Source organism: Lonepinella koalarum (assembly GCF_004565475.1).
Classification (GTDB): Bacteria; Pseudomonadota; Gammaproteobacteria; order Enterobacterales; family Pasteurellaceae; genus Lonepinella; species Lonepinella koalarum.
The window spans coordinates 274,742-287,684 of the sequence record NZ_SRHX01000002.1; the positions used below are offsets into that span (position 1 = coordinate 274,742).

14 protein-coding genes are annotated in these 12,943 nt (G+C 38.2%); 2 read left to right on the top strand and 12 right to left on the bottom strand.

Translation table 11 applies throughout. The annotated features are described in order from the left end of the window. The first annotated feature begins 5 nt into the window (after nucleotides 1–5). Together ushA and pheA are read left to right on the top strand one after the other, a co-directional pair. On the top strand, nucleotides 6–1,652 hold the full coding sequence (gene ushA, locus E0709_RS03985) for a bifunctional UDP-sugar hydrolase/5'-nucleotidase UshA (RefSeq protein ID WP_132301340.1): 1,647 nt from the start codon (nucleotides 6–8) through the stop codon (nucleotides 1,650–1,652). A gap of 76 nt (nucleotides 1,653–1,728) precedes the next feature. Then, complete coding sequence (pheA, locus tag E0709_RS03990) at nucleotides 1,729–2,886, top strand: prephenate dehydratase (RefSeq protein WP_132301338.1); 1,158 nt, start codon at nucleotides 1,729–1,731, stop codon at nucleotides 2,884–2,886. Nucleotides 2,887–2,946: 60 nt separating this feature from the next. On the opposite strand, the gene rnb is transcribed toward pheA, so the two are convergent. The 12 genes from rnb to E0709_RS04050 form a co-directional block, all read right to left on the bottom strand. Further along, nucleotides 2,947–4,941, bottom strand: coding sequence for an exoribonuclease II (gene rnb, locus E0709_RS03995; protein WP_132301336.1), 1,995 nt, complete (start codon nucleotides 4,939–4,941; stop codon nucleotides 2,947–2,949). A gap of 72 nt (nucleotides 4,942–5,013) precedes the next feature. After that, complete coding sequence (locus tag E0709_RS04000; RefSeq protein ID WP_132301334.1) at nucleotides 5,014–5,802, bottom strand: SDR family oxidoreductase; 789 nt, start codon at nucleotides 5,800–5,802, stop codon at nucleotides 5,014–5,016. A gap of 87 nt (nucleotides 5,803–5,889) precedes the next feature. Further along, nucleotides 5,890–6,156 carry a hypothetical protein gene (locus tag E0709_RS04005; RefSeq protein ID WP_132301332.1) on the bottom strand — a complete coding sequence of 89 codons (267 nt, stop codon included), beginning with the start codon at nucleotides 6,154–6,156 and terminating at the stop codon, nucleotides 5,890–5,892. Between the two features lie 9 nt (nucleotides 6,157–6,165). Next, on the bottom strand, nucleotides 6,166–6,567 hold the full coding sequence (locus E0709_RS04010; protein ID WP_132301330.1) for a phage holin family protein: 402 nt from the start codon (nucleotides 6,565–6,567) through the stop codon (nucleotides 6,166–6,168). A gap of 76 nt (nucleotides 6,568–6,643) precedes the next feature. Then, complete coding sequence (locus E0709_RS04015; protein WP_132301328.1) at nucleotides 6,644–6,976, bottom strand: ElaB/YgaM/YqjD family protein; 333 nt, start codon at nucleotides 6,974–6,976, stop codon at nucleotides 6,644–6,646. A gap of 293 nt (nucleotides 6,977–7,269) precedes the next feature. Continuing rightward, nucleotides 7,270–8,040, bottom strand: coding sequence for a Nif3-like dinuclear metal center hexameric protein (locus E0709_RS04020; RefSeq protein WP_132301326.1), 771 nt, complete (start codon nucleotides 8,038–8,040; stop codon nucleotides 7,270–7,272). Between the two features lie 3 nt (nucleotides 8,041–8,043). Continuing rightward, nucleotides 8,044–8,904, bottom strand: coding sequence for a metal ABC transporter permease (locus tag E0709_RS04025; protein ID WP_132301324.1), 861 nt, complete (start codon nucleotides 8,902–8,904; stop codon nucleotides 8,044–8,046). Next, nucleotides 8,904–9,758 carry a metal ABC transporter permease gene (locus E0709_RS04030; protein WP_132301322.1) on the bottom strand — a complete coding sequence of 285 codons (855 nt, stop codon included), beginning with the start codon at nucleotides 9,756–9,758 and terminating at the stop codon, nucleotides 8,904–8,906. Before E0709_RS04030 ends, E0709_RS04025 begins: the two co-directional genes overlap by 1 nt. Then, nucleotides 9,752–10,645: an ATP-binding cassette domain-containing protein gene (locus tag E0709_RS04035; protein WP_132301320.1), complete on the bottom strand. Its 894-nt coding sequence runs from the start codon at nucleotides 10,643–10,645 to the stop codon at nucleotides 9,752–9,754. The genes E0709_RS04030 and E0709_RS04035 overlap by 7 nt, the downstream gene beginning before the upstream one ends. Then, nucleotides 10,645–11,526: a metal ABC transporter substrate-binding protein gene (locus tag E0709_RS04040; RefSeq protein WP_132301318.1), complete on the bottom strand. Its 882-nt coding sequence runs from the start codon at nucleotides 11,524–11,526 to the stop codon at nucleotides 10,645–10,647. The genes E0709_RS04035 and E0709_RS04040 overlap by 1 nt, the downstream gene beginning before the upstream one ends. 164 nt (nucleotides 11,527–11,690) lie before the next feature. Next, nucleotides 11,691–12,020: a TusE/DsrC/DsvC family sulfur relay protein gene (locus tag E0709_RS04045; protein WP_132301316.1), complete on the bottom strand. Its 330-nt coding sequence runs from the start codon at nucleotides 12,018–12,020 to the stop codon at nucleotides 11,691–11,693. A gap of 85 nt (nucleotides 12,021–12,105) precedes the next feature. Continuing rightward, nucleotides 12,106–12,780, bottom strand: a complete 675-nt coding sequence (locus E0709_RS04050; protein WP_132301314.1) for a Bax inhibitor-1 family protein — start codon at nucleotides 12,778–12,780, stop codon at nucleotides 12,106–12,108. Between the last annotated feature and the right edge of the window lie 163 nt (nucleotides 12,781–12,943).

The window sequence follows — 12,943 nt, forward strand, 5'->3', positions numbered from 1 at the left end:
TTATTATGAAAATTTTACCAAAAATGACCGCGCTTTCTATGGCATTACTCACTGCTTCTGCCATGGCATACCAACAAGATAAGGTTTACCATTTTACTGTATTACATACTAATGATTTACATGGACACTTTGCCCCAAATGATAAAGGCGAATTTGGTTTAGCCGCACAAAAAACATTAGTTGATCAGATCAAAACAGAAGTTGAAAAACAAGGTGGATCAGTGATCTTGTTAAATGCTGGGGATGTTAATACTGGTGTACCTGAGTCAGATTCTCAGAATGCCGAGCCTGATTTTAAGACGATGAATATGGTCGGTTATGAAGCGATGACATTAGGTAATCATGAATTTGATAATCCATTGCAATTGTTGGATATGCAAGAAAAATGGGCGGAATTCCCGTTCTTATCAGCGAATATTTATTTGAAAAAAAGCGGTAAACATTTGGTAAAACCTTATACTATTTTGAATAAGCAGGATTTAAAAATTGCGGTGGTAGGATTAACCACAGAAGACACGGCAATATTAGGTAATCCTGAATATATGAATTTGATTCGTTTTGATGATCCAACAGAAACTGCTAAAAAAGTGTTGGCGGAGTTAGCGCAAAATGAAAAGCCAGATGTGAAAATTGCTCTGACCCATATGGGTTATTACTATGATGGTAAATTTGGTTCAAATGCTCCGGGTGATGTATCCATGGCTCGTAAATTGGATAAGGGGGCGTTTGATATGATTATTGGGGCACATACCCATGATCCTGTTTGTGTGGATGAAAAGGGAGTATGGATTGAGGACTACAAACCAACAGATCCTTGTAAACCAGATTACCAAAATGGTAGTTGGATTATGCAAGCTCATGAATGGGGTAAATATGTTGGGCGTGCAGATTTCAGTTTTAAAAATGGTGAATTAAAACTTGAACATTATCAATTAATTCCAGTAAATTTAAAGAAAAAAGTACAAACGGCAGATGGTAAAACCGAATATCAATTTTATACAGAAGAAATTCCACAAGATCCAGAAGTAGCAAAATTAGTTGAATCTTACCAAGCAAAAGGTAATGAATTATTGGGTGAAAAAGTCGGTACTGTCAAAGGTAAATTAGAAGGGGAACGTTCGGTGGTTCGCTTTAAACAAACTAATTTAGGGCGTTTAGTGGCAGAAGTTGAGCGTGACAAAGTGAATGCAGATATTGGGTTGGTCAATTCCGGTATAGTACGTGATTCAATTAATGAAGGCGAAGTGACTTATCGTGATGTGTTGAAAGTATTACCTTTTGGTAATGCAGTAAGTTACGCTGATTTAACGGGACAAGAACTACAAGACTACTTAAACGTGGTGGCATTAAAAGAAACTGATTCTGGTGGCTATCCGCAATTTGTTGGAATTTCCATGGTGGTAGATTATGCCAATAAAACTGTTACGGAGATTAAAGTCAAAGGCGAGCCATTAGATTTGAGCAAAAAATATCGTTTATCTTTGCCAAATTATAGTGCCTCAGGTGGTGACGGCTATCCAGTATTGAAAAATCATCCAACCTATGTGGATTCTGGCTTTATTGATGCAGATGTAATGAAACAATATTTACAAAAGCATTCACCATTGGATGCCAGCAAATTTGAGCCAAAAGGCGAGATTATTTATCGTTAATGTTAGCCCTATGCTATAATCGGGTCTGTTGAAAGTTCATCAGACCCTCATTTTTATTACAGGATATTTTTATTTTATGGCACAGGATTTAACTGAAATTCGTCAGCAAATTACTCAAATTGACCGCAGTTTACTAAAATTATTATCTGAACGTCATCGTTTGGCGTTTGATGTGGTGCGGAGCAAAGAAATTACCCAAAAACCCTTACGTGATGAAGAACGTGAGCAAATCTTATTACAAGAATTAGTCAATTTTGCAGAAAGCCAGAATTATCAACTTGAACCACAATATATTACCCAAATTTTTCAACGGATTATTGAAGATTCGGTAGTAACACAACAGGTTTATTTACAGAAAAAACTCAACCAACAACGTGAACAGAATATTCATATTGCCTTTTTAGGCAAACGAGGCTCTTATTCGCATTTAGCCGCTCGTAATTATGCCACACGTTATCAAGAACAATTAGTAGAATTAAGTTGTAGTTCCTTTGAACAAATTTTTGACAAAGTCAAATCGGGTGAAGCGGATGTTGGGGTGGTGCCGTTAGAAAATACCACGTCAGGTTCTATTAATGATGTATATGATTTATTACAACATACCGATCTCTCTTTGGTGGGGGAATTAGCTTATCCCATTAAACATTGTGTGCTAGTCAACCAACAGCAGGATCTTGGTCAAATTGATACGTTGTATAGTCATCCCCAAGTCATTCAACAATGTAGCCAATTCATTCGTAGTTTGGATCGCGTGCATATTGAATACTGTGAAAGTAGCTCGCATGCCATGGAATTAGTCGCCAGTTTGAATAAACCGAATATTGCCGCCTTAGGTAATGAAGATGGTGGTCATTTATATGGTTTGCGAGTATTAAAAACGGATATTGCCAATCAACCCAATAATATCACCCGTTTTATTGTTCTTGCGAAAGAACCTTTATCTGTTTCACCGCAAATAGCCAGTAAAACCCTGTTATTAATGACTACTCGACAACAGGCCGGTGCGTTGGTTGATGCGTTGTATGTGTTTAAGAAACATCAAATTAATATGACCAAACTCGAATCTCGCCCGATTTATGGTACGCCGTGGGAAGAAATGTTTTATTTGGAAATCGAAGCCAATATTCATCATCCCAATACCCAACAGGTCTTGCAAGAATTAAAAGAGTATAGTACTTTTTTGAAAGTGTTAGGGTGTTACCCAAGTGAGATCATTAAGCCTACCAAGGCATAGATTCGTATGCGCTGCCCCTATGGATACTAAATCTAACTTACACTGGGGCAGACTTTTTATTTAAATCACCACTTCTCCGATCAAACTTCGAGTTTCAAGTTTGACTTCATTTAACTGAATTTTAACAATATCACCGATTTTATAACAGCGTTCACCCTTGATATATAACGCAATTTCATCAGAATTCAGTTCTACTTCGTCTTTATTCGGGTGAATGGTAGATGCTGGAATAAATACGCTTGCTCCATTTTCTAACAGTTGCACACGTAAACCGCCACGCATCACATCTTGTATTTCCGCCTCAAATTGTGGTTTTTCGGCTACCTTTTCGTTCAGATAACGGCAATATAACCAGTCGGCAATATCTCGTTCCACTAAGCGATTTTGACGGCGTGATTCTTGCAGGCGTGCTAAAATGTCATCTGATGGTTTAATGAAAGGTAAGTTCGCTCCATGTTGGTTGGCTATCGCGGTTTTGATTAAGCGATGATTGACCATATCGGAATATTTGCGAATGGGTGATGTCCATGTGGCATAACCTGTTAATCCTAAACCAAAGTGCGGTGCTAATTCTGCTTTAAATTCGGCAAAGGTTAAGAAACGGCGTAGGCGAAATTCGTAATAATCGCCTGCAAATGGCTCAATGTCGTGTCGCATTTGGCAATAGCCGTTGAGGGTAGTTAAGTTTTCTACGGAATAACGTTGTGCTAATTCTGCTCGATTATCATCATTAGCAAAATTCGCCATTAAGAAATGGTGAGCGTTAGTCAGAAATTTATTATCAAAACCTTTATGGACGTTGAAAATACCTGTTTTAGCTTGTTCATCAAGATAATGTGCCGCACAAATATTGGCGATAATCATAGATTCTTCCACGATTTGATTAGCAATACGGCGATGTTCGGCTTTGATGTCTAAAATATGACCATTTTCTGCAAGCACAAAACTATAATCTGGTTTTTCTTTAAATAATAAACCGTGAGTTTTACGCCATTGCATACGAGCCAACGCAAATTGGTGTAAATTATTGACCTGCTCAGCTATTTCCGTTGTTTCAGGTTGCCACGCATTAGGTTGTTGCTCCAAATAATCGGACACCTTGTTATAAGCCAGTTTCGCTTTGGATTGCACATAAGCGGAAACAAAATAAGGTTGGTTAGTGATTTCTCCTTTGAGATCGGTTTCAATATAACAAACTAAGGCTGGGCGAATTTTATTTGGCATTAAAGAACAAAGATCGTCTGATAATTCCCGTGGCAGCATGGGAATGTTAAAGCCCGGTAAATAATTGGTGAAACAGCGTTGTTTGGCATCTTGTTCAATTTGTGAATGAATATCAATATAAGCAGTCGGATCAGCAATCGCCACCACTAAACGCCAACCTGTTTGCTCGCCGTTTTGCTCGATTTTCTCAATATATAATGCATCGTCCATATCCTGCGTGCTTTCGCTGTCAATGGTGACAAAATGAAGTGCGGTTAAATCTTCACGAGTTTGTTGATCGAGCATAGCATAGCTATCCTGTCCTTGCACGGGATAGCGAGATTGTTGATGACGAGCCAAAGTAACCCACCATGGCGCAAATTCATCCTCTGCACGGCAAATAAATTCGCTGACCTGAGCAAATAAAAAACGATCATCACGTAGTGGGTGTGTTTTAAGGGTTGCCACTACCCAGTCGCCTTCTTTTAATTGTTCGGGTACAGTTTTTAATTGAACGGCACCGATCGGCTGATTAATATTAGGGTGATCCACTAACACTTGTAATTTATTGTCTTTATTAAACCGCACTTTAGCGATAAAACGGGTTAACAGGGTTTCGACTAATTCTTCGGGAACGGCTTGTTTTTTGTCACCCACTTCTTCGATCACGGCTTTAATCTTGTCGCCGTGTACCACTTTTTTCATATCTGGTGGAGAGATAAAAAAGGTTTCTTTATCAGTTTCGAGGAAACCATAGGCTTTATCTGTACCTTTTACCGTGCCTTCCACACGTACTTTGCTATCGTGCAGTTGTTGTTTGAGTTGAGAGAGTAGAGGATTGTTTTGAAACATTTTTATTGTCTTATAAAATAATATACGGGCGAACACATCGGTTCGCCCATACAAAAATACGAAAAACTAGGTTTATTCTTCGCCTAATTCGCCCATTGCGGTGATACTAAAGCCTGCATCAACGTGCAAGATTTCGCCTGTTACGCCAGAGGCTAAATCAGAACATAAGAATGCCGCAGAATTGCCTACGTCATCAATGGTCACGGTACGACGTAATGCGGCAGTGTTTTCAAATGTCGCTAACATTTTCTTGAAGTTTTTAATACCAGATGCTGCAAGCGTACGGATTGGACCTGCGGAAATAGCGTTTACACGAATACCGTCTTTACCTAAATCTGCTGCCATGACACGTGTTGCGGCTTCAAGCGAGGCTTTGGCTAAACACATGACGTTATAATTTGGAATCGCACGTTCCGCCCCTAAATAAGATAGGGTTAAAAGAGCGGCATTTTTATTTAACAAAGGACGAGCCGCTTGTGCCATTGCTACAAAGCTGTATGCACTAATGTCATGAGCAATGCGATAGCCTTCACGAGTAGCAGCATTCACATAGTCACCATCTAATTGGTCACCCGGTGCGAAAGCAATAGCATGCACAAAACCGTCAAATTTCTCCCAACTTTTACTCAACTCAGCAAAACAGTGTTGAATACTTTCATCGGTCGCTACGTCTAATGGTAGAACGATACTTGAACCAAATTCTTTGGCAAATTCTTCCACCCGTGGTTGTAATTTATCGTTTAAATAAGTGAAAGCTAATTCAGCACCTTGCGCTTTCATCGCTTTTGCAATACCGTAAGCAATGGAGCGGTTGCTAGCAAGACCAGTGACTAAAATTCGTTTACCTGTTAAGAAACTCATAATCTATCCTAATTGATGTTTAAAATGTGATTGAAAAACTTGTCTAGTATAAGACAAAAACACAAGAACGCAAAGCTGACCTGAATATTATTTCTTTTTATTTAATAGATATAAGGTGCTTAATCCTAGGGCGGAGTAAGTTAACCCTTTTATGGATAACAGTTTTCGATTGAGTAACGAAAGAAATAAGGCCCGGATTGCAGGTTGTGCTAGTGTGGAGCCCATATGTTTAATTTGAGCGAGAGGATAGACGATATTTTGCTGAGTACGTTGCCCCTGCGCTAATAATTTCATTCTCAATGCGTCGCCTTTTATGATGAGCAGTTCTTTTTCTTCGGTTAATTGATCTTTCATTTTTCCCACCTATTGATTTGAATTAGAATGGTTTGCTAGTTGTTTAAGGGTGGCAATATCTAATTTCACTTCTTTAAGCGTGCTTTGCATAAAACTACGTTGTTTTTTTAGTCCATTAAAAATCACAAAAATAGAGATAATAATAAATAATAACGCAATTCCACTAATACTAGAAAAGGCAATCAGGCGTTGGCTAGGGTCATCGAAATAGGTATTGATCGCAAATAGTCCACTCATTAATGCTATAAATAATAATACGATCAATATTAATACTGAGATCAGCACCGACACTAAGTGTCGAGTATGTTGGCTTAGTTCGATACGTGCCATCTCTAAGCGAACTTGAGCTAATTCAAGCATCGTAATGAAAATATTCTTTACACCGGTTTTGATATTTTGAATGGCTTGCATCAGATCTCCTTAGAAAATAATATAAATTGAGTTGCTTGAAGCCAAGCAACTCAGATCTAATGATAACATCTCGTGATTATTTTTTGCTAACTAAAACGCCAAGTAATAATCCGATCACCCCCGCTACACCAATCGCTTTATATGGATTGTCTTGTACGATAGAATCGGTTTGTTTTACTACTTGTTTTGCACTTGCCACTGCATCTTTAGCACTGGCAATAGCATCTTCTTGTAAACTCGCAAATTTTTCTTTTGCATTACTAACACGAGAATTTAACTTCTCTTTTAGTTTTTTCAACTCAGCTTCGCCAGATTTACTTTTTTCGTCAAACAGTTCTTCCGCATTAATTAAAATATCGCGGATTTCATCTAATAACTCTTCACGTTTTTTATCGAATTGACTCACAATGCTCTCCTTATTTTTTATTTTTTCTGTATAGTTTATTGTTTATTGAAATATAACTACCTAGAAATTAGCTTATTAATTACTAGATGTTTTCATAATAAACATACTTTTATCCGAAAGTCAAATTTTATCGAGAAATAATATTTTGATTTATCAGGGAAATTTCTTTAAGTTAATACTCAATAGATTGAATATTATACGTTTTTTGTGACATAAAACAGAGTTGCCAAATCATTGTATTTGACATCGGTATCGGTAAGTGCGGTTGATAGAATTTACTGATCAGATAGATTGTGTTAAGCCGGATTATCAATATCTATAAATTCCACATCAAAACCATATTCGTTTGCAAGCCATTCGCCTAAAGCTTTAATACCGTAACGTTCGGTGACATGATGTCCACAAGCGAAATAATGAATCCCTTGTTCTCGAGCAGAATGGGTGGTTTGTTCGGAAATTTCACCGCTGATAAAGGCATCACAGCCTTGCGAGTAGGCGAGATCAATATAGCCTTGACCACCACCAGTACAAATCCCAACTTTGTGAATTAACCGCGGTGCGTTTGGGTTAAATTTTTCTACATCACAGGTTATCGGTGTTTTGCCTAATACTTGTGCAATTTGTTGACTAAAATCCTGCGCAGCAACAGATTCTCTCAACATTCCCCACATCGGAATACTGTTTGAGCCTTGTTCCAATGGTTGTAAATTTTCAATACCGAGCAATTGAGCGAGTAGGGCATTGTTACCCAGTTCAGGATGAATATCCAACGGTAAATGATAGCCGTATAAATTAATATCATTGACTAGCAAACGTTTAATTCGTTCACCTTTCATACCCCGAATACAAGGATTTTCGCTTTTCCAAAAATAACCATGATGAACTAAAATAGCGTCGGCTTTTTGTTGAATAGCGTGATCGATCAAAGCAAGACTTGCGGTTACGCCAGTGATCATTTTTTTTATCTCGCTTTTGCCTTCCACTTGTAAGCCATTTGGTGCATAGTCGGAAATGGCTTGAGCATTAAGTTTTTGATTAATGAGTTGTTCGAGTTGAAAATTTTGCATTTTTTACACCGCACTTTTTAGCTTTTTCAGAGGTTGAATTTGTTGTATTTTAAATTTGGAATACAACAATGCTAACACAAAAATAACCGCTTGTAACAGGATTATACAAGGACCAATATCTGCATTAAGATGAAAGCTAATTAAGGTGCCTAAGAAGCTTGATAATACTGAACTGAGCATGGCAATCGCAATCATCGTGTCAAATTTTTTGGTCAGCATAAAGGCGGTGATACCCGGCGAAATTAACATGGCGACCACTAAAATGACGCCGACTACTTGCATGGCGGCAACAATAGTGAGTGCTAATAAAATAAGTAAGCCATAATGTAAAACACGTGGTGATAAACCAACTACTCGAGCATGGCTTGGATCGAAACAGAAAAGTAAAAAATCACGGCGTTTTAACAGCATAATCATGAAGATCATAATTGAAATAATCATAATTTGTAGAAAGTCATTAAATCCAACACCGAGTAAATTACCAAATAAAACATGGGTTAAATGTTGATCACTTTCGACTTTCACAAATAACACTAAACCAAAGGCAAACATTCCCGAAAACACAATACCCATCACGGTATCTTCTTTAATTCGGCTGTTTTCTTTTAAATAACCAATGGCTAAAGAACAAAATAAGCCAGAGAGAAACGCACCAAACATTAATGGCAAACCACTTATATAGGCGACAACAATACCCGGCAAGACGGCATGGGAAATGGCATCGCCCATTAATGACCAACCTTTTAATACCAAATAACAAGATAAAATAGCACACACAATAGCCACTATAATAGCGGTGAATAATGCCATTTGCATAAAAGGGTAAGAAAGAGGTTCAGCAAACCAGTTGATAAGCATATCCATTAGGCATTCTCCTGTATATTTGGTCGTTTATTTCGCATCAATACGCCGTATTTTGGTGAGAAAAAGAACGCTAATAAAAATAACAACGTTTGTAAGCAAATAATGATGCCACCAGTAGCACCATCTAAGAAATAGCTAATATAGGCGCCAATGATACTGGTACTAATGCCTAGGCAAACGGCAATAATAATCAGTTTATGGAATTTATCCGTGAGTAAGTAAGCCGTTGCACCGGGTGTTACCACCATTGCAATCACCAAAATTGCGCCAACGGTTTGTAATGCCGCCACAATACACGCACTTAACAAACTGAAAAATAATACTTTATAACGATAAGGGGATAAGCCTACCGAAATAGCTTGGATTTCATCAAAGAAAACCAACAATAGATTTTTCCAAAATAACAGTAATAAGATCGTGCTAATCACTGTAATGATCGCGATTTGTACTGCATCTTCATCCGAAATGCCTAAAATATTACCTAACACAATACTTTCTACATTCACAGAAGTCGGGTTGAGTGAAACAATTAATAAGCCTATGGCAAAAAACGTAGTAAATATAAAGCCGATAATCGCATCTTCTTTTAATTTGGTAATGGATTTGACCCAAAGAATCGAAAGTGCGGCTAAAATACCGGAAAAAAATGCGCCAACTGAATAAGGTAAAGATAAAGAATAGGCAATCGCCACCCCGGGAACCACTGAGTGAGAAAGTGCATCACCGATCAATGACCAACCTTTTAGCATTAAATAAGCGGACAAAAATGCACAGATTCCTCCGACACCCGCACTGACCCAAATGGCTTTCACCATATAATTATAGCTAAAGGGTTCAAGTAATATTTCTAACATGATGGTGGTTCCTGTTTGTCTTTCTTGCGAATCGGTGCAGGGGGATCAATTTTAGTTTGGCCATAGAACACGGCAGGACGTTCATCATCAGTTAATACGGTAACCGCCCGTTCATCTTCATCATCATGTAAATCTTGGTTAGCTAATTTAACGTGACGTAGTACACCACCAAATAATGTTTCTAAATTGTGCTGATTGAAAGTACTTTCGGTGGAACCGGCAGCGATTACCGTCCGGTTAATCATCACCACCTGATCACAGAAATCAGGCACGGATCCTAAATTGTGGGTAGACACTAAAATGAGATGCCCTTCTTGACGCAATTGACCGAGTAAATCCACAATGGCATTTTCGGTTTTAACATCCACGCCGGTAAAGGGTTCATCAAGCAAAATCACCTTACTTTGTTGGGCTAAGGCACGGGCTAAAAAGACCCGTTTTTTCTGACCGCCGGACAGTTCACCGATTTGGCGATCTGCCAAATGTTGAATATCCACACGTTCCATCGCTTGCTGGACTTTTTGTTTATCAAGGGCGGTGGGAATGCGTAGAAAATTCATATAACCATAGCGACCTTGCATTACCACATCATACACTGACACCGGAAATTGCCAATCCACATCTTCACTTTGTGGCACATAGGAAATCAAGTTTTGTTTGAGGGCTTTTTCTACCGGCAAATGGCAAAGTTGAATATTACCTTGTTGATAGCGGATCAAGCCCATGATACTTTTAAACAACGTGGATTTACCGCCCCCATTAACGCCGAGTAAGGCACAGATCGTCCCACCCTCCAGTTGGAACGATACATTTTGAATCGCAATATGTCCATTATTATAACGAACGGTGACATCTTCAACATGAATAGCAGCGGTAATATTTTGCATTATTTTTCAAATCCTTGTACAACGGTGGATACTGTTGTTTTTAATAAATCAATATAAGTTGGTACAGGACCATCAGCGGTGGAAAGGGAATCCACATAAAGTACACCACCGTATTTTGCCCCTGTTTCTTTGGCTACTTGTTTCATTGGTTTATCTGAAATCGTGCTTTCACTAAAAACTACAGGGATATTATGTTGGCGTACTTCATCAATCACTTTACGCACCTGTTTTGGTGTGCCTTGTTGTTCTGCATTAACTGCCCAAAGATAAAGTTCATTATAACCATAATCTTTTGCGAGATAACTAAATGCCCCCTCACTCGTAACGAGCCAACGTTTTTCGGCGGGCACTTGCATTAATTTCTCACGTAACGGCGCATCTAAAGCTTTAATTTTTTCCATATATGTAGCTGCATTTTTATTGTAGGTCTCGGCGTTTGCGGGGTCATATTTAATCAACGCATTTTTAATATTTTCAATATAAATTAACGCATTAGATGTGGACATCCAAGAATGAGGATTAGGCTTGCCTTGATATTCTCCCTCATAAATGGAAAGAGGAGTAATGCCCTCTGTCACTACCACAGCCGGGACATTTTTCATATTCTGAAAAAATTTCTCAAACCAACGTTCAAGATTTAACCCATTCCATAGGATCAAATCCGCCGATTGTGCTTGAGCCAAATCTTTTGGGGTGGGCTGATATTCATGAATTTCCGCTCCTGGTTTGGTGATAGAATACACCTCTGCGGCATCTCCAGCAACATTTTGCGCAATATCTTGAATCACCGTAAAGGTGGTGGCTACTTTAAATTTCGCATAGCTACTTGTTGCAGCCGCGGTAAGTAGGGTAACTAACATCAGTTTGGCAAGTTTTTTCATAGCTTCTCCTTAAATAAATGAAATTAAACTTTTGCATGATTTATGTACAACATGGTTCCATAGAACCAAATTGCCCTACGAATTATAAGTATATATTTTATATTGTCAAGCGATAATCATTCTCATTATCATATTGATTCTCATTTAACTAATAGCCGTTTAGCTTATAAGCATTTTGCTGGCTTGGGCAAACCAGCTAATTTAGTCGCTTGTTTAGCCGGACCGTCAGGAAATAAACGCTGTAAGTAGCGGCTATTACCCTTGTCTATCCCGAGTTTTTCCGCCATCGCTTTGACTAACATGCGGATGGCGGGGGAGGTTTTATATTCTTGATAAAAAGACCGCACAAAGTAAATAACTTCCCAGTGAGCATCGGTGAGCAATAAATTTTCTTGTTTTGCTAGTGCCATCGCCACATCTTCATTCCACTGATTTAAGTCTAATAGATAACCCGCTGAATCGGTTTCAATTTGAATTTGGTTTACTTCAAGCATACTATTTCCCTACTTTTTTTGTGATTATAACAAAAAAACGCCCCACAATAGGGACGTTTCATCATTATTTTACCAATTGGTTAAACTAATCATCACCACGGAAAATACCAAGTAAATTTAATAGACTAATGAATAAGTTATAAATTGAAACGAATAAGCTCACTGTTGCACGAATATAATTGGTTTCGCCACCGTGAATAATATTGCTGGTTTCAAATAAAATTCCTGCTGCCGAGAACAACACAAATAAACCACTCATCGCTACTTGCAATGCGGGCATTTTTAGGAAAATGTTAGCTACCATACCGATTAATAACACGATAAATAAAGCAAACATCATACCCGATAAGAAAGACATATCTTTCTTAGTTGTTAACACATAAGCTGAGCAAGCAAAGAAAGTGGCAGCTGTTCCGCCTAGTGCTAACACAATCGCATCCCCTAAACCTGCACCCACATAGGCATTAAGAATAGGTCCAATGGTATAGCCTAAAAATCCTGTAAAGGCAAAAACTGCCAAAATTCCCGCCGCACTATTGGCTAGCGCATTAGTTAAGAATAATAAACCATAAAAGCCCACTAACATCACAATAATACCCGGATAGGGTAAATTTAATGACATGGAAATATAAGCCACTACCGCAGAAAAGGCTAAGGTTAGGCTTAATAAAAAGTAAGTGTTGCGTAACACTTTATGCGTCTGAAGTAGTGATTCGCTTTGCTCGCGACCACCTAAAACAATTTGGGATTGCTGTTGCATAGGCTGTTTTCCTTCTAAAGTAATAAAAATAACTACCGTTAAATTAATGTTAAATGAATGAAAAGTCAAAGTATTTCGATCTTATCAATCTATAATATGGGGTGTTTGTATAAAATATCAACGGTTAGAACTAAAATAAGGGAATCTACAGCATGATAATTTT

Coding starts and splice junctions, on each gene's coding strand:
- E0709_RS04050 (WP_132301314.1), bottom strand. CDS start 12,780: ATGCAACAGCAATCCCAAATTGTTTTAGGTGGTCGCGAGCAAAGCGAA.
- rnb (WP_132301336.1), bottom strand. CDS start 4,941: ATGTTTCAAAACAATCCTCTACTCTCTCAACTCAAACAACAACTGCAC.
- E0709_RS04045 (WP_132301316.1), bottom strand. CDS start 12,020: ATGCTTGAAGTAAACCAAATTCAAATTGAAACCGATTCAGCGGGTTAT.
- E0709_RS04010 (WP_132301330.1), bottom strand. CDS start 6,567: ATGCAAGCCATTCAAAATATCAAAACCGGTGTAAAGAATATTTTCATT.
- E0709_RS04025 (WP_132301324.1), bottom strand. CDS start 8,904: ATGGATATGCTTATCAACTGGTTTGCTGAACCTCTTTCTTACCCTTTT.
- E0709_RS04035 (WP_132301320.1), bottom strand. CDS start 10,645: ATGCAAAATATTACCGCTGCTATTCATGTTGAAGATGTCACCGTTCGT.
- E0709_RS04040 (WP_132301318.1), bottom strand. CDS start 11,526: ATGAAAAAACTTGCCAAACTGATGTTAGTTACCCTACTTACCGCGGCT.
- E0709_RS04005 (WP_132301332.1), bottom strand. CDS start 6,156: ATGAAAGATCAATTAACCGAAGAAAAAGAACTGCTCATCATAAAAGGC.
- ushA (WP_132301340.1), top strand. CDS start 6: ATGAAAATTTTACCAAAAATGACCGCGCTTTCTATGGCATTACTCACT.
- E0709_RS04030 (WP_132301322.1), bottom strand. CDS start 9,758: ATGTTAGAAATATTACTTGAACCCTTTAGCTATAATTATATGGTGAAA.
- pheA (WP_132301338.1), top strand. CDS start 1,729: ATGGCACAGGATTTAACTGAAATTCGTCAGCAAATTACTCAAATTGAC.
- E0709_RS04000 (WP_132301334.1), bottom strand. CDS start 5,802: ATGAGTTTCTTAACAGGTAAACGAATTTTAGTCACTGGTCTTGCTAGC.
- E0709_RS04020 (WP_132301326.1), bottom strand. CDS start 8,040: ATGCAAAATTTTCAACTCGAACAACTCATTAATCAAAAACTTAATGCT.